This is a genomic window from Chryseobacterium manosquense, assembly GCF_014623485.1.
GTDB classification, from domain to species: Bacteria; Bacteroidota; Bacteroidia; order Flavobacteriales; family Weeksellaceae; genus Kaistella; species Kaistella haifensis.
The window spans coordinates 2,017,768-2,036,137 of the sequence record NZ_CP060203.1 but is presented as its reverse complement, the minus strand read 5'-3'; the positions used below and the strand labels follow the sequence as shown (position 1 = coordinate 2,036,137).

At 37.9% G+C, this 18,370-nt stretch carries 18 protein-coding genes; 3 read left to right on the top strand and 15 right to left on the bottom strand.

The features are described from left to right. Positions 1-64: 64 nt before the first annotated feature. The 6 genes from nadC to H0S70_RS09775 form a co-directional block, all read right to left on the bottom strand. Entirely contained in the window at positions 65-925 is an 861-nt protein-coding gene (nadC, locus tag H0S70_RS09800; RefSeq protein WP_188320662.1) for a carboxylating nicotinate-nucleotide diphosphorylase, read from the bottom strand. Between the two features lie 56 nt (positions 926-981). Further along, entirely contained in the window at positions 982-2,583 is a 1,602-nt protein-coding gene (gene nadB / locus H0S70_RS09795; protein ID WP_188320661.1) for an L-aspartate oxidase, read from the bottom strand. A gap of 34 nt (positions 2,584-2,617) precedes the next feature. Continuing rightward, entirely contained in the window at positions 2,618-3,247 is a 630-nt protein-coding gene (locus tag H0S70_RS09790) for an NAD(P)H-dependent oxidoreductase (RefSeq protein ID WP_188320660.1), read from the bottom strand. 49 nt (positions 3,248-3,296) lie between these two features. Beyond that, a complete protein-coding gene (gene rnhA / locus H0S70_RS09785) occupies positions 3,297-3,773 on the bottom strand; it encodes a ribonuclease HI (protein WP_188320659.1) in 477 nt (158 codons plus the stop codon). A gap of 67 nt (positions 3,774-3,840) precedes the next feature. Continuing rightward, on the bottom strand, positions 3,841-5,430 hold the full coding sequence (dnaB, locus tag H0S70_RS09780) for a replicative DNA helicase (protein WP_188320658.1): 1,590 nt from the start codon (positions 5,428-5,430) through the stop codon (positions 3,841-3,843). A 156-nt stretch (positions 5,431-5,586) separates the two neighbouring features. Continuing rightward, entirely contained in the window at positions 5,587-6,825 is a 1,239-nt protein-coding gene (locus H0S70_RS09775; protein WP_188320657.1) for an MFS transporter, read from the bottom strand. An 85-nt stretch (positions 6,826-6,910) separates the two neighbouring features. On the opposite strand from H0S70_RS09775, the gene H0S70_RS09770 reads away from it, so the two are divergent. Continuing rightward, positions 6,911-7,249 (top strand): DMT family transporter, encoded by a 339-nt coding sequence (locus tag H0S70_RS09770; RefSeq protein ID WP_188320656.1) that lies wholly within the window; start codon positions 6,911-6,913, stop codon positions 7,247-7,249. Here H0S70_RS09770 and H0S70_RS09765 read toward each other — a convergent pair whose 3' ends face one another. The 6 genes from H0S70_RS09765 to H0S70_RS09740 all read right to left on the bottom strand — a co-directional run bounded on the left by H0S70_RS09765 (position 7,250) and on the right by H0S70_RS09740 (position 10,846). Further along, positions 7,250-7,549, bottom strand: coding sequence for a type II toxin-antitoxin system RelE/ParE family toxin (locus tag H0S70_RS09765; protein ID WP_188320655.1), 300 nt, complete (start codon positions 7,547-7,549; stop codon positions 7,250-7,252). It abuts the gene before it with no gap. Beyond that, positions 7,533-7,772 carry a hypothetical protein gene (locus H0S70_RS09760; RefSeq protein ID WP_123903743.1) on the bottom strand — a complete coding sequence of 80 codons (240 nt, stop codon included), beginning with the start codon at positions 7,770-7,772 and terminating at the stop codon, positions 7,533-7,535. Before H0S70_RS09760 ends, H0S70_RS09765 begins: the two co-directional genes overlap by 17 nt. Before the next feature lie 30 nt (positions 7,773-7,802). Then, a complete protein-coding gene (locus tag H0S70_RS09755) occupies positions 7,803-9,314 on the bottom strand; it encodes a GH3 auxin-responsive promoter family protein (RefSeq protein WP_188320654.1) in 1,512 nt (503 codons plus the stop codon). 48 nt (positions 9,315-9,362) lie between these two features. Further along, positions 9,363-9,968 (bottom strand): hypothetical protein, encoded by a 606-nt coding sequence (locus H0S70_RS09750; RefSeq protein WP_188320653.1) that lies wholly within the window; start codon positions 9,966-9,968, stop codon positions 9,363-9,365. Further along, the gene (locus H0S70_RS09745; RefSeq protein ID WP_188320652.1) at positions 9,965-10,339 is read right to left on the bottom strand and encodes a hypothetical protein; all 375 of its coding nucleotides are present in this window, start codon (positions 10,337-10,339) and stop codon (positions 9,965-9,967) included. The genes H0S70_RS09750 and H0S70_RS09745 overlap by 4 nt, the downstream gene beginning before the upstream one ends. Positions 10,340-10,414: 75 nt before the next feature. Then, positions 10,415-10,846: a hypothetical protein gene (locus tag H0S70_RS09740; RefSeq protein ID WP_188320651.1), complete on the bottom strand. Its 432-nt coding sequence runs from the start codon at positions 10,844-10,846 to the stop codon at positions 10,415-10,417. A gap of 256 nt (positions 10,847-11,102) precedes the next feature. Here H0S70_RS09740 and mfd point away from each other — a divergent pair, with 256 nt between their 5' ends. Both mfd and pth read left to right on the top strand, forming a co-directional pair. Then, on the top strand, positions 11,103-14,486 hold the full coding sequence (gene mfd, locus H0S70_RS09735; RefSeq protein WP_188320650.1) for a transcription-repair coupling factor: 3,384 nt from the start codon (positions 11,103-11,105) through the stop codon (positions 14,484-14,486). Between the two features lie 138 nt (positions 14,487-14,624). Beyond that, positions 14,625-15,188: an aminoacyl-tRNA hydrolase gene (gene pth, locus H0S70_RS09730; RefSeq protein ID WP_188320649.1), complete on the top strand. Its 564-nt coding sequence runs from the start codon at positions 14,625-14,627 to the stop codon at positions 15,186-15,188. An 82-nt stretch (positions 15,189-15,270) separates the two neighbouring features. Here pth and H0S70_RS09725 read toward each other — a convergent pair whose 3' ends face one another. The 3 genes from H0S70_RS09725 to H0S70_RS09715 form a co-directional block, all read right to left on the bottom strand. Further along, positions 15,271-15,963, bottom strand: coding sequence for a DUF2490 domain-containing protein (locus H0S70_RS09725; protein WP_188320648.1), 693 nt, complete (start codon positions 15,961-15,963; stop codon positions 15,271-15,273). Positions 15,964-16,010: 47 nt separating this feature from the next. After that, entirely contained in the window at positions 16,011-16,646 is a 636-nt protein-coding gene (locus H0S70_RS09720) for a carbonic anhydrase (RefSeq protein WP_188320647.1), read from the bottom strand. A 99-nt stretch (positions 16,647-16,745) separates the two neighbouring features. After that, on the bottom strand, positions 16,746-18,353 hold the full coding sequence (locus H0S70_RS09715; RefSeq protein ID WP_123249235.1) for a SulP family inorganic anion transporter: 1,608 nt from the start codon (positions 18,351-18,353) through the stop codon (positions 16,746-16,748). Positions 18,354-18,370: the final 17 nt, after the last annotated feature.

Genomic DNA, 18,370 nt, shown 5'->3' with positions numbered 1-18,370 from the left:
ATGAACAATAAATATTTTAAAAAAAAATGCTAAAAATTACAAATTATGCAGAAAATAATATCGCTTATTTCACTGCTTTTAAGCTTAAATCCATGTTTTCTGCTGAATGAGTAAGTGCGCCTGCGGAAATAAAATCTACACCTGTAGCAGCAACTTCTTTCAACATGTCGCGGGTAATTCCGCCCGAAGCTTCAGTCTCGCATTTTCCGTTGATAAGTTTTACGGCTTTCTTCATGTCATCAACATTCATGTTGTCGAGCATAATTCTGTCAACACCGGATTTTAGAGCTTCCTCAACTTCCTGTAAATTTCTGGTTTCAACTTCGATCTTAAGCTTCTTTTTGTTGGCTTTTAGATAGTCTTTTGCCATTTTTACAGCATTGGTAATACTTCCGTTATAGTCGATGTGGTTGTCTTTCAGCATAATCATGTCGTAAAGCCCATATCGATGGTTGGTTCCGCCACCTATTGCAACTGCCCATTTTTCACAGATACGGAAATTGGGAGTGGTTTTGCGTGTGTCTAAAAGTTTGGTTTTGGTTCCTAAAAGTCTCGAATCCCAGTCGTGGGTAAGAGTCGCAATTCCGCTCATTCGTTGCATGCAGTTCAGCACCAAGCGCTCGGTTTGGAGTATCGATTGAGCTTTACCGCTGACAATGAAAGCGATATCGCCCACTTTCGCAGGTTCGCCATCTTTAATAAATCCTTCAACCTTCATATTTTTATCGAAAGTTTTGAAGATTATTTCTGCCAGTTCAACTCCCGCGAGGATGCAGTCTTGCTTTACCAAAAGTTTTGCCTGCTGCTCCAAATCCGCAGGAATTGTGGAAAGGGTAGAGTGGTCGCCATCGCGGATGTCTTCTTCCAGTGCAGATTTTATAAATTGTTTTAAAGCTTTATCGGTTGCGTAAGATGGTCTTTTCATATTTGTAAATTATAGGTACGGAAGTCTATTATCTATTAGTTTGGTGGAACTGGTCGTTATAAATTTGAAATAGTCAACGGCTTTTGTGCCAAATCTTTATTATAAAAACTTCCTTTATTTTCTTTCATTTGAAGGGAATGTTTTATAATTAAATAACTTACATTCCCTAGGTTACGAAGTTCAGAAAGCTGTGGAGACATGATGGAATAGTTGTAGAGTTCTGTTACGGCTTCGTATATTTCACGCTGTTTTTTTTGTGCCAGTTCCAAACGGGCGTTACTCCGTACGATGGCTACTAAGTCGCTCATCATTTCCTGAAGCTGTCTGCGGAGATAGGAAACCATCACCATTTCGTCCATCATTTTCATACCTTCTTCGTTCCATTCCGGTACGGCTTTTAGATCGTCAAAATTAAAATCATTAATATTCAACAGTTCCACCGTTTTCATGGCTGCGTTATGTCCGAAAACCAATCCTTCCAATAGTGAATTGGACGCCAGTCGGTTCGCTCCATGAAGTCCGGAATTGGTGCATTCGCCTACTGCAAAGAGATTTTTTATGGAACTTTGTCCATTGCGGTCGGTTTCTATACCGCCCATAAGGTAGTGGCAAGCAGGAACTACCGGAATCAGTTGTTTAAACGGATCAATTCCTTCGTCCAGGCATTTTTGGTAGATATTTGGGAAATGCTCCTTGAATTTTTCCTGATTCATCTCGCGACAATCGAGTCCTACATATTCATCACCGCTGATTTTCAGTTCGTTGTCTATTGCTCTTGCTACAATGTCGCGGGAAGCCAGTTCCTCGCGTTCATCATATTTATGCATGAATTTTTTACCATTTTTCAGGCGAAGTTTTGCTCCATCACCACGAACCGCCTCAGAAATCAGGAAAAGCATACCATCTCTTTTGGAATACAGTGCCGTAGGGTGAAACTGATAATATTGCATATTAGAAACCTTTCCGCGAGCACGATGTACAAAGGCAATTCCGTCTCCTGTAGCGATAATGGGATTGGTGGTGTTTTTGTAAACGTGTCCGGCTCCACCCGTTGCTACCAAGGTGATTTTTGCGGTAATTTTTTTAATCTTTCTCGATTTTTCATCCAAGATATATGCACCGTAGCAGGAAATGTCATCGGTGTTGAGTTCTTTTCCCGGAACATGGTGTTGGGTAATTAGATCAATCACATAATGGTGGGCGAGCATTTCAATGTTTTCGGATTTTCGGATGGTCTCCAATAATGCGCGTTCAATTTCTGCACCGGTGATGTCCTTGTGGTGGACAATGCGGTTTTCGGTATGTCCGCCTTCGCGCCCGAGTTTGAAGTCGCCGTCTTTTTCTTTATCAAATTGTGTTCCCCATTCCACCAACTCTTGGAATCTCGCAGGTCCTTCCTTGATCACCATTTCTACAATCTCGCGGTTGTTCTCACCGTCCCCGGCACGCATGGTGTCGTCGATATGCTTTTGGAAATTGTCTTTATCGAAGTCTGTTACCACTGCTAATCCGCCTTGCGCATATTTGGTGTTGCTTTCGTCTTCATCGGCTTTCGTAACGATGATGATTTTGGCATCGGGCATCTGTTCAGAAATTTTGATGGCGTAAGACAGCCCAGAGATTCCCGAACCTATTACCAATACATCAGATTTTATCATTTTTTATGTGCCTTAAATTTGTGAAAGAATAAAGTTACAAAAACTTGAAAAGTTTTTCGTTCGGTTTTCTCACTTTTATTAAATTTTGAAAATGGTCGTCTTCGGCGCGGTATCCCAAAGCCAATGTTACAGTAGCAGTTTCTGTAGCGGAATCGAGATTCAAAATCTCATTCATGATATTTTCGTCGAAACCTTCCATTGGGCAACTATCAACTTCTTCCAATGCCGCCGCGAACATCAGCTGTCCCAAAACAATATATGCTTGTTTTTCGTTCCAATGTTGTTGCTCTTCTTGCGAAAGAGAATTAATGTAAAAATCGATGCTTTTTCGGAAAAGATCAAGGCTTTCGAGGGGAACAGAACGTACTTCGGTGATATGTTTGAAATATCCGTCCAAATATTTTTCTTCGATGCTTTTTTTAGAAACCAGTACGATTAAATGTGAACAAGTGGAAATCTGAGAGGTATTTCTGAATGCCGGAACCAGTTTTTCTTTAATCTCTTCGCTTTCAACTACAAAAATTTTGTACGGTTGCAGTCCCAGGGAACTTGCCGAAAGTTGACCGGCGACAAGGATATTTTGTAAAACTTCCGTTGAAATTTTCTTCTCTTTGTTAAACTTTTTTACAGAATATCGTTTCTGCAACGCCTCGATGTAATTCATATTTCAAAGATAGAAAAAAGTAGGAAGACGGAAGCGCGATGTTGTAATGTTAGAACAACCCTTCATCCGTTGGACGTTCGAAATATGCATCAATTTCGAGGTCAGAGGATTGCGCGGCTTCCACGGCGAGCCGGTCGCAGATTTCGTTTTCGGGATGTCCGGCGTGGCCTTTCACCCAGTGAAAAGTAATTTTATGGGCTTTTAATAACGGAATTAGCCTTTTCCACAGATCAGGGTTTTTCACATTTTTAAAACCTTTTTTTATCCATCCATAAATCCATTTCTGGTTGATGGCATCGGAAACGTATTTGCTGTCGGTGTAAATATGGATATCGTGTTCGGTAGATTTCAGTTTTTCCAAAGCGGTAATTACAGCCAAAAGTTCCATTCGGTTATTGGTGGTGTGCCGAAAACCCTTAGAATATCTTTTTTCATAGTTTTTTTCGGGAACTTTCATCACGATTCCGTACCCTCCTTTTCCTGGATTTCCGCTGCAGGCACCATCTGTAAAGATTTCTATCCTCAATTGAGTTGATGTTTTAGATTTAATAAAAAAAGTGGTGAGTTATAATGAAAATGAAATCGATTAAATTTTAATAAAGAAACTCATCAGAATCATCGTCATCATTCATGGCGGAACCCGACAGATTTTGATTATTTGGAAGGTCGAAAGCTGCTCCCGGATCGATGGTTGCTTTTATTTTTTCAAAACCGCTTGGTTGATCCTGTTGTCCGAAATTCGATGATTGATAACCGAAATTGTTTCCGAATAAATCGAGGTCGGCGAATTTTGCAATATTTTTAAAGAAAGACATTCTCACGTCTGCTGTAGCACCATTTCGGTGTTTTGCGATAATCAACTCGGCTTGATTTTCGGTAGAAGTTTCTGCCCCGTCTTCATCGTTGTCCCAAGTAGTGATTTTATAATATTCTGGACGGAAAATAAAGGACACGATATCCGCATCCTGCTCAATTGCTCCGGATTCACGAAGGTCGGATAACATCGGTCTTTTTCCGGGGCGCGTTTCCACACTTCTGGAAAGTTGCGAGAGCGCAATTACAGGAACATCAAGTTCTTTTGCAATGGCTTTTAAGGAACGAGAAATGGTTGCGATTTCTTGTTCACGATTTCCGGCTCCGCCTTTTCCGCTGTTCGCCGTCATCAGTTGGAGGTAATCGACCATGATGATTTTTACGCCATGTTGCATCACTAATCTTCGGCATTTTGCTCTGAAATCAAAAACAGAAAGCGAAGGCGTTTCGTCGATATACAAAGGCGCGTTTTCGAGTTCGGATACGTTGCTGAAAAGCCTTTGCCACTCTTCGTCGCTCATTTGTCCTTTTCTTAATTTTTCCGATGAAATTCCGGTTTCGGAAGCAATCATCCTTGTGATTAACTGTACCGAAGCCATCTCCAAAGAAAATAAAGCCAATGGAATTTTGTGCTGAACTGCGATGTTTCTCGCCATAGAAAGCAAAAATGCAGTTTTCCCCATCGCAGGACGCGCCGCGATGATGATGAGATCCGATTTTTGCCAACCACCTGTTTCTTTGTCGATATCTCTGAAGCCAGATGGGATTCCGGAGATTCCTTCTTTGTCTTTTAAAGATTTTATGGTTTCAATTGCTTGTTTTACCAACGTATTTGCTGTGTCGAAACCTTTTTTGATGGTTCCGTTTGTGATTTCGAAAAACGATTGTTCCGCTTTATCGAGAAGTTCAAAAACATCGGTAGATTCTTTGTAAGAACTGTCGATAACGTTGGCAGAAACATTAATTAAACTTCTTAAAATAAATTTTTCAAGAATTACACGAACATGATATTCAATGTGAGCGCTGGAAGAAACACCCATCGTTAAATCAATGATGTAATGATCGCCACCAGCAGAGCTCAACCTTTCGGTTTTTTTGAGTTCCTGAATTACGGTCATCAAATCTACAGGATGGTTTCCTTCGTATAATTTGAGGATCGCTCTGAAAATTTCCTGATGACGAGGATCATAGAATACATCGGCCGTAAGGAGATCGATGGAATAATCGAGCCCTTTCTTGTCGATCAAGAAGGTACCGATTACCAATTTCTCGAATTCTACAGCGTTCGGTGGCATTTTACCATCCGAAATAGAGAGTTCTTTTGCGAAATTGCCGTGAATGAGTGAAGATAATGTTTCCTTTTGTGCCATAGGGCAAAGATAGTTTTTTTAAAAAATTAAAATAAGATAGTAATCAACAATTCTCTTTTTTAAGTAATTAAATATTTAATTATCAATAATTTACAATGTTGATAAATCAAGAAGAATTTAAGGAAAAGAAAAATGAAAGTCAAGAAAAAGTTCGGTTTAATATTGCATTTTTCTGAGCTTTGGAACGGTGATTCCTACGAGTAAAGCGATTAAAATCGTCATGCTTCCACCGAAAACTACCGATCGTACGACGCCCAAAAGCTTCGCTGCGAGTCCACTTTCAAACTGGCCCATTTCGTTGCTCGACATAATGAAAATTGAATTGACGCTTAAAACCCTTCCGCGGATATAATCTGGTGTTTTCAGCTGCACAATAGTACCACGGATGACCACAGAAATACCATCGAGCATTCCGCTGCAAACCAAAAAAAAGAAGGAAAGCCAATACCATTTTGACAGTCCGAAACCAATGATGCACAAACCAAATCCTGCAACAGCCACCAATAAAATTTTACCTTGATTTTTCTTCAAAGGAACAAAAGCCAGAAATGCAATAATACACATGGAACCGATATCGGACGCCGCATTCAGCAAACCGAAACCTTCTGCACCGACTTTCAAAATATCTGTTGCAAAAACAGGAATCATTGCCACAGCACCACCAAAAAGTACCGCAAACATATCCAGACAAAGTGCGCCTAGAATTTCTTTCGTTTTATAAATATAGGTAATTCCTTCTCGCATACTTTGCATCACCCCAATTTCTTTCTGAGTATTTTCTGATGGGTGTTTTTTGATCATCCAAAAGAAAACCGATGAAAAAATCATTAAACCCACCACCACCAAAATGGTTCCGGAAATATCAATCCAATGAATTAGAAATCCGCCCAAAGCATGACCAACTACCGATGCCGTAAGAAAAGTTCCTTGATTTAAGGTAATGGCATTCGGAAGAACATCTTTGGATACGATTTTGGGGATCATCGAGGGGATAATTGGTCCTAAAAAAGCCCTGCAAAATCCGGTGAAAAAGATGACTGCATAAATGAAATACGAAATTTCTTTATTGTCGAAATGTAATAATTCATTACCAAAAAATGCCGGAATAATCAATAAACTGATCAGGAATACATAAGCGTAATTGCAGATTAACAGCAATTTCTTTTTCTCCGAATTATCAATCACGTGTCCGGCGTACAAAGCGGTTGAAACTGCAGGAATAACCTCCGACAAGCCGATAAGCCCGATAGCAAAAGGATCTTTGGTGAGTTGATAAATCCACCATCCCATCAATGTTGCAAGCATTCTGAACGAAAGAACCAGGAAAAATCTTCCGGACATTAAGTTTCGAAATTCTGGGATCTTTAACGTTTGTACGGGCGTGAGTGAAATCATTTTGCAAATGTAATTTTTCAGAATTAATCTAAGTAAATCTTGACGAAGAGTTTTTGGGAATTTATTAAAAACTTATCTTTGAAGCATGAATTGGATTATCCTCATCATCGCAGGTTTATTTGAAACCGGTTTTGCGACTTGTCTTGGTAAAGCGCAGGAAACCACCGGCCGCGAAAGTTATTTCTGGTGGGGCGGTTTTGTGCTTTCGCTTTTCATCAGTATGTATTTGATGTACAAAGCGATTTCCATTGGCCACAATCCTATTCCGATAGGAACTGCGTATGCGGTTTGGACGGGAATTGGCGCTGTTGGCGGTGTTTTGGCAGGAATTTTTATTTTTAATGAACCGGCCACTTTCTGGCGAATGTTTTTCGTGACTACATTAATTGCGTCCGTTGTCGGACTAAAGTTTGTGAGTGCATAATTAAATTTTTCTCTTTGTAAGATTTTGTCTGTTAGAGAAGAAAGATAAAATTTCTACAGTATTATTGATTTCGCGGTAATAGATGGAATTGTATTTAAGCAGGATTGCTTTGCGAATTCCTTTTTTATCAGAAATGGGAAATATTTTAGGATTAATAGAAATTAGTTCTAAATTTTCTTCTAATTTAATTAAAAGTTTTGAAATTTCTTTAGCAGAAAATTCTGTTTGTAAATATTGAATGGTTTGATCTAATTCAGAGGCTGCATGTTCAGTCCAAAAAATTCTATAACCACTTTTCATACTTTTTTATTATTTCAGAATGCGGTGTTAGCTTTCCAGATTCAGCATCTGATAAGCCTTTTTCAATCGATTCTTTTTCTTCATCAGAAATTTCGTTCCACCAATCTTTCTTTTCTTCTTGTTTGAGTTCCATGATCTTATCAATCATAGAAACATCGTTCAATGAAGTTAACCACTGAATAAGTGCCAATTTTTTGGTTTCTATGTTAATATCTAAATTCATTTTAATGGAATATTGATCAAAGATAGAAAATTATTTAAAATCTAAATAAGATCGTGTCTCCAAAAAATCCCCAATTTTTCGATCATTTGCTAATCTTGGAATTTTGTTTTGTCCCCCGAGTTTTCCTTCCGATTTTGCGTAATCCTGAAAAGCGTTTTTCTGTAATCTGGTGATTTTCAATACTTGCAAAATATTTCCGGTTATTAAATCATCATAATACACATTTCTTTTTCGCATTTCAGCATCCAGGTTTTGGCGGAAATCTTCCAAATTTTCCGGTTCTTTTTCAAACTCGATAAACCATTCATGATAAGGCAAACCTTCTTGCGGATTCACCTGCGGAGCCAAATGAAACTCTGTGATTTGCGCCGGAAATTTTTCCACCGTAGCTTTCATCGCTTCCTCCACTTCAAAGGCTATTACATGTTCACCAAAAGCTGATGTAAAATGTTTGGTGCGTCCCGAAACTACGATTCGGTAAGGTTTTTTTGAGATAAAACGTACCACATCGCCGATCGAATACGCCCAAAGTCCAGAATTAGTCGTTAAAATCAATGCATAATCTTTGTGAAGTTCGATGTCTTTTAAAGTCAATCTTTTCGCTTCCGGTTTTCCGTATTCTTCCAAAGGAACAAATTCATAGAAAATCCCGTGATTGGTCAAAAGTTGTAACCCTTCTTTTTGATAATCATCTTGAAAAGCAAAAAATCCTTCGCTCGCCGGAAAGGTCTGGATCGTATCCACGGGTTTACCCAGCAGTTCGTTCATTTTTTCGCGGTAAGGTTCGAAGTTCACGCCACCGGTGATGATCAGCTGAAGATTTGGGAAAAGTTCGGTGATTTTTTTTCCATTTCTTTCGATCAGTTTTTCGAAATACATAATCAACCAAGGTGGAATTCCGGAAATCAAGGTCATGTTTTCCTTTTCGGTTTCCTTTACGATTTCGTCAACTTTGGTTTCCCAATCTTCGATGAGGTTGGTTTTCAGACTTGGCAAACGGTTTTTTTGAAGATAATTGGGGATATGATGCGCAACAATTCCGGAAAGTCTTCCTGTTTTGATGCCGTTGATTTCTTCTAATTCCGGACTTCCCTGCAAGAAAATCATTTTTCCGGAAACAAAATCCGAATTGTTTTTCTGATGGATATAATGAAAAATCGCACTTTGCGCTGCCGCAATTTGGTAAGGCATTCCTTCTTTGGAAATCGGGATGTATTTCGCGCCGGAAGTAGTTCCCGAAGTTTTCGCAAAATACTCGGGAGTTTCGGTCCAGAGGATATTTCGTTGTCCTTTTTTTACGCGTTCGATGTAGGGTTTCAGTTCTTCATAATCGGCAATTTTTACTTGATTTTGAAAATCCTGAACATTCTGAATATTTTCAAACCTATGTTCTCTTCCAAACAAAGTTTTCTCCGCAGTTTTTACCAAAGATAGCAACAGTTTTTCCTGATCTTCAACGGCGTTTTGTTTGTATATTTCGGTTTCTTTAACGTGCTTTTTTGCCCAGATTAAAGCGATTTTTTTCTTAATGAAATTTAGCATGAAGCAAATTTAAAGGTTTTTAAAATTATTTTAATCTAAGTTTTAATTTTAAAATTGATATCGATACCCCAAACTCAAACTCAAGAACGTGGAGCGGTTGTAGTATTTCTCAATTTCCGGATTTTCATTGTAAATATTTCCGCTATAAAAATTGATTTTTCCTGCTACGAAAACCTGTTGTGGACCATCTAAAACATAAATCGCTTTCCCACCGAGGTTGAAGCCCATTGCTTGATCCTTGTGTTTTTCCATTTGTTGATTGATGAAAATATTCGAAAAACGATAGTAGCTGAAACCAGCCATTTCTTCAACCATAAATTCTTCAGAAATATTTTCCCGATGAGTGAGGAAAACGTCAAACTGGCTCAGTCTAGGCGATCCGATGTTTCCATAAATATTTTGATGACCATATTGCACATTCGAGAAAAGTTCGCTGTAATCAATCCCAATTCCAAAATTAATCGGCGTCATCAGATTTCCACCGAAACTAAATCCGTAAAAAGGCTGTAAATTTTTTGCCAAAGAATTGTTTCCAAGAGGTTTCATCGCGATTACTTTCACATCGATATTAGAAACCACATCGAGTTTGTTTTTGTTCCTTTGAGAAAAAACCATTAACGAAAAAAATAAAAATAAAGCAGCAAATTTTCTCATTTCTCCAATACAATTTCGTTAAACTTCAGGTAAGTAATTCCTTTCGGAACATTTATTTTAAAGGCATCTTGTGATAAAGTCAGTCCGGTTTTATCGGTATTAAAAGATCTGATTTTCTCGGTTGAAACAATGGAAAATCCCTCGCCGGAAATGGGTCCAGAAAGTTTAAAACTTCCGTCTGATTCGATTATAGTTTCTGCAACAATTTTGTCTTGATCAGTGATCTTCAGCAGATAATTTTGAAGATCGATGTTGGTGAAGACGATTTTTCCTTCAACATAAGCGCGCGAATTTTCCTGGGAATCGCTTCTGCAGCTTGTTATGCCAAAAATCAACACCAAGAATGTCATTAATTTTAAAAAGAAATTCATCAAATATTTTTTCTTAAAAGTACAAAAAAACTGCTTCAAATGACTGAAGCAGTTTTTCTATAAAATGAAATGATATTATCTGGTTGCGTTTGCAGTCCAAGTTTTTCCATCTTTGATGTACAAAATCTTCAACTCATTGTTGTCGATTCTAATATAAGAAGTTGCGGTAGAACCAACCATCACTAAAACGTTGTCACCGCTTTGTTCGAATTCTATTCCATTAAGATCAGGAATTGAATCGGAAAATCTGAAGTTGTATTTAGTTCCGCTCGCGATTTTAGTTACGAAAACACTTCCGTTGTCTTTGCTGATTGTATTGGTTCCGTCGTTATAGCTAATACTTCCGGTGTAGGTTCCGGCAAAGAAATCGTTGTCAGCAGGATCATCGTCACGGCTGCAAGAACTTAGTGCAAACACAGAAAATACTAAAAGGAATAATGCGATTAATTTTGTGGTTCCTTTGAAAATTGAATTTCGGGTTTGCTTTTTTTGAAGAATAGATTTCATAATATTTTTTTTTAAAGTTAATAGGATGGAGTTTTTCAAACATTGTGCCACGAAACCATAATGGGTTTATTTTAACATTTATTAAGCTTTTTTATGATTATGGAAGATTAATGTTAAAAAAGTGGTGTATAATTTATGTTTTATGCAATTCATAATATAAAATAAAACTCGAAAATAAAACGTAAATTTGCCATTAGAAAAACGGTTTCGAAATTATCTCGAAATCGCTTTTGTTATTTATAATTAATGATAAAAGATGCAGTTAAAGTCCATCAATGAGACATTTCTTCCCGATATGTTGCGCAACGAATTCGGTAAAGAAATCTTCGATAATCTCGATCAATATTCGCATATTTCTGTGAAAGGTTTTGCAGGATCTGCACCTTCGGTTTTTACTGCCGAATTGTTTCTGTCTCAACAAAAAACGATTCTTTTTCTTATTGAAGACAAGGAAGAGGCGCTCTATATTACCGCAGAAATGGAGGATTTGCTGGGAAAAGAAAACGTTCTGTATTTTCCGGCAACTCATCTGGATCCTTATCAAATCGAGAAAACTCAAAACGCAAATCTTGTCCTAAGGACTGAAGTTCTAAATAAATTAAACTCCGGAAAAAAACCTAAAGTCATCGTTGCAGGATTTTCAGCTTTGGCGGAAAAAGTATTGAAAAAAGAAGATTTTAAAGCAATTTCTCATCGAATAAAAGTCGGCGAAAGTCTGGATTTCGATTTCACGGAAGAACTTTTGCACCAGTTCGGATTTACTTTGACGGATTTTGTTTCCGAGCCGGGCGAATTCTCGGTTCGAGGCGGAATTGTTGATGTTTTTTCGTATTCCAATGAAGAGCCTTATCGGATTACATTTTTCGGAAATGAAATTGAAAGCATTAAAACTTTTAATATCGAAACGCAACTTACCAATGGAAAAATAAACGAATTTCAGTTGGTTTCAAATATGAATTTTGCGGTTTCGGGTAACAAGGTTTCTTTCTTCGAATTGTTGCCAAAGGATAGTTTGGTGGTTTCCAAAAATGCATTTCTCGGATTCCGGAAAACGAACGATTTTTACGAAAAAGCGGGTGAAAAATATAAATCATTAAGCAAAGAGATCACTCATAGAAAACCCGAAGAGCTGTTTGTTTCGGAAGAAGTTTTGATGGCGGATTATCAAAAATTCAAAAGCATTGATTTTACCATTAATGCATTGAAATTTGATGGCCTAAATGTTCAGGAAGTAGAACTCAACCAAACGCAACAGCCCACTTTCAATAAAAATTTCGAATTTTTGATTGACGATTTAAATGAGAAAAAAGATGCCGGTTTTGATGTATGGATTTCATTTTCCACCGAGAAGCAGAAAGAGCGTTTGAAAGCAATCTTTGAAGAAATCGGAGCTGTTGGCGAGGATCAAAAAATCCCTTTCAAATCCTTCAAATCCGAACTTCATGAGGGTTTTGTAGATGTAGATCATCGCATTTCGGTGTACACCGATCATCAGATTTTTGACCGTTACCAAAGATTTAAAGCGAAAAATACCTTTGCAAAATCCGAACAACTTACGCTGAAAGATTTAATGCAGATGAAAGTTGGCGATTTCATTACCCACATCGATCACGGCATCGGAAAATTCATGGGTTTGGTGAAAGTGAACAACAATGGAAAAGTTCAGGAATGTTTCAAATTGGTTTATAAAAATGGTGATTTGCTTTATGTTTCGATCCATTCCCTACATAAAATTTCCAAATACAACGGCCCCGACGGACGCGAAATTGTACTCAGTAAACTCGGTTCTCCGGCTTGGAAAAATTTAAAACAAAAAACCAAAGCGAAGGTGAAGCAAATTGCTTTTGACCTCATCAAGCTTTATGCACAAAGAAAAACGGCGAAAGGTTTTGCCTTTGCTCCCGATTCTTATCTGCAAAATGAGTTGGAAGCGAGTTTTCTTTACGAAGATACTCCGGATCAGGAAAAAGCAACGCTGGATGTGAAAAAAGACATGGAAAACGATACCGTGATGGATCGTTTGATCTGCGGTGATGTAGGTTTTGGGAAAACGGAAATTGCAGTGAGAGCCGCTTTTAAAGCCGCCACAGACGGTAAGCAAGTTGCGATTTTGGTTCCGACCACCATTTTGGCTTTTCAGCATTATCGAAGTTTTAAGGAGCGTTTGAAAGATTTCCCGGTGAATATCTCCTATTTGAATCGTTTTCGAACAGCAAAACAGAAAAACGAAACCTTGAAAGGCCTTGAAGAAGGGAAAATCGACATTGTCATCGGAACGCATCAGTTGGTTGGAAATAGTGTGAAATTTAAAGATCTCGGATTACTAATCATCGATGAAGAACATAAATTCGGAGTTTCCGTAAAAGACAAACTCAAAACTTTAAAAAATAATATTGATACGTTAACCCTTACTGCAACACCGATTCCGAGAACTTTGCAATTCTCTTTGATGGCTGCACGAGATTTATCGGTGATTAAAACACCACCACCAAACAGGCAACCCGTTGATACGAGTATTATAGGTTTTAATGAGGAAATCATCAGAGATGCAGTTTCTTACGAACTTCAGCGTGATGGACAGGTTTATTTCATCAATAATCGAATTGAAAACCTGAAAGATATTGCAGGTTTAATCCAAAGATTGGTTCCTGATGCAAGAGTAATTACCGGTCATGGACAAATGGAAGGGAAACAATTGGAGCGCAATGTCCTCGATTTTATGGAAGGCAAATACGATGTTTTGGTTTCCACCACGATTGTGGAAAGTGGAGTAGATGTTCCGAATGCGAATACGATTTTCATTAATGATGCGCAACGTTTCGGAATGGCGGATCTGCACCAAATGCGCGGTAGAGTTGGGCGTAGCAATAGGAAAGCGTTTTGTTATTTGATTACGCCTCCTTTTGATATGATGACTTCGGATGCGAGAAAAAGGTTGGAAGCGATTGAGCAATTTTCGGATTTGGGAAGTGGTTTCCAGATTGCGATGAAAGACTTGGAAATCCGTGGAGCAGGCGATTTGCTGGGTGGCGAACAAAGTGGTTTCATCAACGAAATGGGCTTTGATACCTACCAAAAAATTATGCAGGAAGCGTTGGAAGAACTTCAGAATGATGAGGAATTCAGCAATTTGTTTGATAATGAAGAAGACCGCAAAAAACTCTTTAAATCGACAAAAGAAGTGAATATTGATACCGATCTGGAATTGATGTTGCCGGATTTTTATGTTCAAAGTATTGAAGAAAGACTTTCGCTTTACCAAAAATTGGCAGAAATTCAAAGTAAAGAAGATCTGAAGAAGTTTGAAAATGAATTAGAAGACCGTTTCGGAAAACTGCCAACTGAAGCGCAAAATCTATTGAAAAGTGTAGAACTGAAATGGATTGCCGCAGAAATTGGCTTCGATAAAATTGTGGTGAAAAACGGAACTTTCCTCGGATATTTCCCACCAAATCCTCAGGATAAATTCTACCAAAGTGATAAATTTAAACATCTAATTTCTTATTTAAGCCAGAATCCGAAAGAGGCTACTTTGAAAGAGAAACATTCCGCAGAAGGCAGCCAGCTGATGATGAGAAAAGAAAATGTGCAACACGTCGATGAAGTGAATGCAGTTTTGGAGCGAATTTTAACCAAATAATCTGAGGGTTATCGGTTTCAAAAAAAAGTTTACTTTTGCTGAAATTTAGTTGAAAAAAGAAAGATTTTGCCATTAAACTGTTCGAAAAATTACCATTTCGGATGATATTGGAAATCTTAACATTAAATATTTATAGTAATGAAATACTTGATTGTAGGTCTTGGAAATAAAGGCGAAGAATATACAGAAACCCGGCACAATGTCGGGTTTAAAGTTGCAGATAAAATTGCGGAAACGTTGGAAGTTTCTTTTAAACCCGCCAATTTTGGTCTTGTAGCAGAAGGGAAATATAAAGGACGAAAAGTGTTTGTTTTGAAGCCCGATACGTATATGAATCTTTCCGGGAATGCGGTAAAATTTTGGCTTCAGAAAGAAAACATACCTTTGGAAAATTTGATGATCGTTACGGACGATTTGTCATTGCCTTTCGGAACTTTAAGGATGAAAATGAAAGGTTCAGATGCAGGTCATAACGGTTTGAAAAGCATTCAGGAACAATTAAATACCCCAAATTATCCCCGATTGCGTTTCGGGATTTCCGCCGATTTTCCTGAAGGAAGACAAGTAGATTACGTTCTCGGAAAATGGAATGAAGAAGAGCGCGAAAAATTGCAGGAAAGAATAGAAAAATTTTCTAAAGCCTGCCTTTCTTTTGTTTTTGCCGGAATTCAGAATACAATGACAGCCTTTAACGGAAAATAAAAACCGGATGCTCATAAGAACATCCGGCTTCATAAAAACTATATGAGATGAAAAAAAGTTTCTTGTTTTTATGTAATCTTAATCAGTCGAAATTGATGGTGTTGAAAATCACCAGTTGTATTTGTCCCTGATTAAGTTTTGAAGAAAATGGGCTTGTTCCTTTCTTAAAGGTCGTTTGATCCATATAGCCTACTTCAATTCTTGTGTTTTTATTTAAAACATATCCTAAAGCAGCATAAATTCTGTTCCGGTCGAAAATACGCTCTTCGGGAACCACAAATATTTCGTTATACAGCGAAAGATAGGTGGATTTTTCTTTCATAAAATTTTCTCCCAGCGGAACATTTGCAGCCAGAAAATATCTTGCCCGTAACTTAAATTCATTTTCCAGAAAGCGTTCTTCCAAGCGAAAGCGGTGCTGCAAAGGAACCTTTCCGATTTTATTTTTATGGATAAACTGCTGATAAATTCGGTGTTCTTTTGAGGAAGCTATTGCTTGTTGTTCAGCATCTTCAGCATAACCGATGATATATCCGTATCCTAGCAACAAATTATTATTATTCTCGGAAAGATTATATCCAATACCCGTTCTTAATAAAATATTTTGCGGATTTCCGGCGGCTTCAGTATTTCTGAACTGTGCTTCTGTCCACCAGTTTAAATTTTTTGTAATTTGTTGATTTCCAAAATAAATAAACCAAAGATTATCGAAATTTTCTTTCTGTGCATGTAATATCGTACAGCAGAAAATTAAAAGCATTGCAATCTTTTTCATGATTAGTTTTTTGTAAACAGAGCCGAAATCTCCGGCTCTGAATATTTTTATAACCAGGTTACAACCCCTGTTTCTACATCATAGTTTGCACCTACTATTTTAATTTTGCCTTCTTTTTCAAGTGTTCTTAAGGTTGAACTTTGATGACGGATGTCTTCAATGGTTTTTTTGATGTTGCAAACGTTCAGTCTTTCCAAAAGATCTTCATTTTTGGATGAGCGTTCTTCGCCTTCTTTAATGACGTTATCAATGCATTCATCAAAATGATGAATCAAATGGTTGAGGTTATCCATTCCTAATCCCTCGATTTTTGCTGCATCAAGTCCGCCTTTCAAAGCGCCACATTTGCTGTGTCCCAAAACAACAACCAATTTTGAACCGGCAACGTTACATCCGAATTCCATCGATCCTAAAATATCCTGGTTTGCAAAATTTCCGGCAATTCTAATGGAAAAAATATCTCCCAATCCTTGGTCGAAAATTAGTTCTGCTGAAGTACGACTGTCAATACAGCTCAAAACCACAGCAAATGGCCATTGTCCTTCGCGAGTATCATTTACTTGCTCCAAAAGATTCCTGTTTACTTTTAAATTTCCTACAAAACGGTCGTTTCCTTCCTTCAAGAATTGTAGCGCTTTTTCAGGAGTAATAGTAGCTTGAGTTTCTAATGTATGTGCTTTCATATTTTTTTTAGATTTTAGACATCCTATTTCAGATGTCATATTTTTTATTTTGAATTAAATTTTAAAATTGACCATTCACAATTGACTATTCAAAGTGAGTTACATCGCTCTTCTGTGATCAATGCTAATATGTGAATGTTGGTCTGAAGCGTAATCGTTGTAATTGGTTTGGAAGCCAATCAGTTCAACTTCGATATCTTCTTCCTTTGCTCGGATGTTCGCAAAATCCTGAATCATTTCCAGAACATCAGTCGTGATATAGGAAGTTCCTTTTGCATCAATAGTTACCTTCGAATTTGGCTGAATATTTTTCAAAGTTTTTTTGATGGCAGCTTTATTCAGGAAGGATACTTCTTCAGCTAATTTTATTGTTACAGAATCTGCACCTTCAAGTTCTTCTTTGCTGAAATAATACGCACGTTTCATATTTCCCTGCAGAATATAGAAAATCGCGATTGCCAAACCAATTCCAACTCCTGTTAATAAATCTGTGAAAACAACCGCTACAATTGTCGCCAAGAACGGAATATACTGGAACTTTCCTTTTGCCAGGAAATGTTTGATTTTTTCCGGACTTGCCAATTTATAACCTACCAATAATAGAACTGCTGCCAAAGTCGCCAATGGAATTTTGTTCAAAATCCCCGGAATTGCCAGTACACAAACTAAAAGGAGAACACCATGGATAATGGTTGAAACTTTTGAAGTTGCACCAGCATTAGCGTTTGCGGAACTCCTTACTACAACTGAAGTAATTGGAAGTCCACCGATTAAAGAACTTATGATATTTCCAATTCCCTGTGCACGAAGTTCATTATTCGTGTCGGTAATTCTGCGTTGAGAATCCAGTCGGTCCGAAGCTTCGATACATAATAAAGTCTCAATTGAAGCAACAATGGCGATCGTTCCACCAATAATCCAAACTTTCGGATTCATAAATCCTGCGAAATCCGGCATTGTAATTAATGCTTTAAATTCTTCTGCTGTTTGCGGAACCGGCAATGTCACCAAATGTTCTGTTTGAATCGCCAATGAACTTCCTGTCATTTTAAAAATTTCGTTGAGTAAAATTCCTACCGCAACAGCAACCAAAGCTCCGGGAAGAAGTTTTAATTTCTTCAGTGAAGGAACTTTATCCCATGCAATTAAAATCGCCAAAGAAATCGCGGTAACAACAATTGCTCCTGGATGAATCGATGCGAAAACATTCGATAAATATTGAGAGATAGAATCTGCATTATATCCGTTTTCAAAAACCCTTTCGCTACTGAAAGAATCGGCATCGTAACCTAACGCGTGTGGAATTTGCTTAATAATAATAATCAAACCGATTCCGGCCAACATTCCTTCAATTACAGAGTTCGGGAAATAATTGGAAATACTTCCGGCTCTTAGAAATCCCAAAATCAGCTGTATAACTCCTGCGATTAAACCTGCACAAAGAAACAGTTCGAATGCGCCCAATTCCGTAATTCCGGATAAAACAATCGCAGCTAAACCTGCAGCCGGTCCTGAAACCGAGATATTGGAGTTGGAAAAAAATCCGACAACAATTCCACCAATAATTCCTGCGATAATTCCGGAAAGTGGCGGTGCTCCGGAAGCTAAGGCAATCCCTAAACATAGTGGAAGTGCGACTAAGAAGACGACAACTCCCGATGGGAAATTTTCTTTTATTCCGCCGAATAAACTTTTTGCTTTTTTCATTTTTTAAACATATAGTT

Excerpts from the sequence above, each read along its gene's own strand:
- pth (WP_188320649.1), top strand. The coding sequence starts at position 14,625 with ATGAAATACTTGATTGTAGGTCTTGGAAATAAAGGCGAAGAATATACA.
- nadB (WP_188320661.1), bottom strand. The coding sequence starts at position 2,583 with ATGATAAAATCTGATGTATTGGTAATAGGTTCGGGAATCTCTGGGCTG.
- H0S70_RS09715 (WP_123249235.1), bottom strand. The coding sequence starts at position 18,353 with ATGAAAAAAGCAAAAAGTTTATTCGGCGGAATAAAAGAAAATTTCCCA.
- H0S70_RS09760 (WP_123903743.1), bottom strand. The coding sequence starts at position 7,772 with ATGAATTTAGATATTAACATAGAAACCAAAAAATTGGCACTTATTCAG.
- H0S70_RS09725 (WP_188320648.1), bottom strand. The coding sequence starts at position 15,963 with ATGAAAAAGATTGCAATGCTTTTAATTTTCTGCTGTACGATATTACAT.
- H0S70_RS09755 (WP_188320654.1), bottom strand. The coding sequence starts at position 9,314 with ATGCTAAATTTCATTAAGAAAAAAATCGCTTTAATCTGGGCAAAAAAG.
- dnaB (WP_188320658.1), bottom strand. The coding sequence starts at position 5,430 with ATGGCACAAAAGGAAACATTATCTTCACTCATTCACGGCAATTTCGCA.
- H0S70_RS09750 (WP_188320653.1), bottom strand. The coding sequence starts at position 9,968 with ATGAGAAAATTTGCTGCTTTATTTTTATTTTTTTCGTTAATGGTTTTT.
- H0S70_RS09775 (WP_188320657.1), bottom strand. The coding sequence starts at position 6,825 with ATGATTTCACTCACGCCCGTACAAACGTTAAAGATCCCAGAATTTCGA.
- H0S70_RS09740 (WP_188320651.1), bottom strand. The coding sequence starts at position 10,846 with ATGAAATCTATTCTTCAAAAAAAGCAAACCCGAAATTCAATTTTCAAA.
- nadC (WP_188320662.1), bottom strand. The coding sequence starts at position 925 with ATGAAAAGACCATCTTACGCAACCGATAAAGCTTTAAAACAATTTATA.
- mfd (WP_188320650.1), top strand. The coding sequence starts at position 11,103 with ATGCAGTTAAAGTCCATCAATGAGACATTTCTTCCCGATATGTTGCGC.
- H0S70_RS09770 (WP_188320656.1), top strand. The coding sequence starts at position 6,911 with ATGAATTGGATTATCCTCATCATCGCAGGTTTATTTGAAACCGGTTTT.
- H0S70_RS09745 (WP_188320652.1), bottom strand. The coding sequence starts at position 10,339 with ATGAATTTCTTTTTAAAATTAATGACATTCTTGGTGTTGATTTTTGGC.
- H0S70_RS09720 (WP_188320647.1), bottom strand. The coding sequence starts at position 16,646 with ATGAAAGCACATACATTAGAAACTCAAGCTACTATTACTCCTGAAAAA.
- H0S70_RS09790 (WP_188320660.1), bottom strand. The coding sequence starts at position 3,247 with ATGAATTACATCGAGGCGTTGCAGAAACGATATTCTGTAAAAAAGTTT.
- H0S70_RS09765 (WP_188320655.1), bottom strand. The coding sequence starts at position 7,549 with ATGAAAAGTGGTTATAGAATTTTTTGGACTGAACATGCAGCCTCTGAA.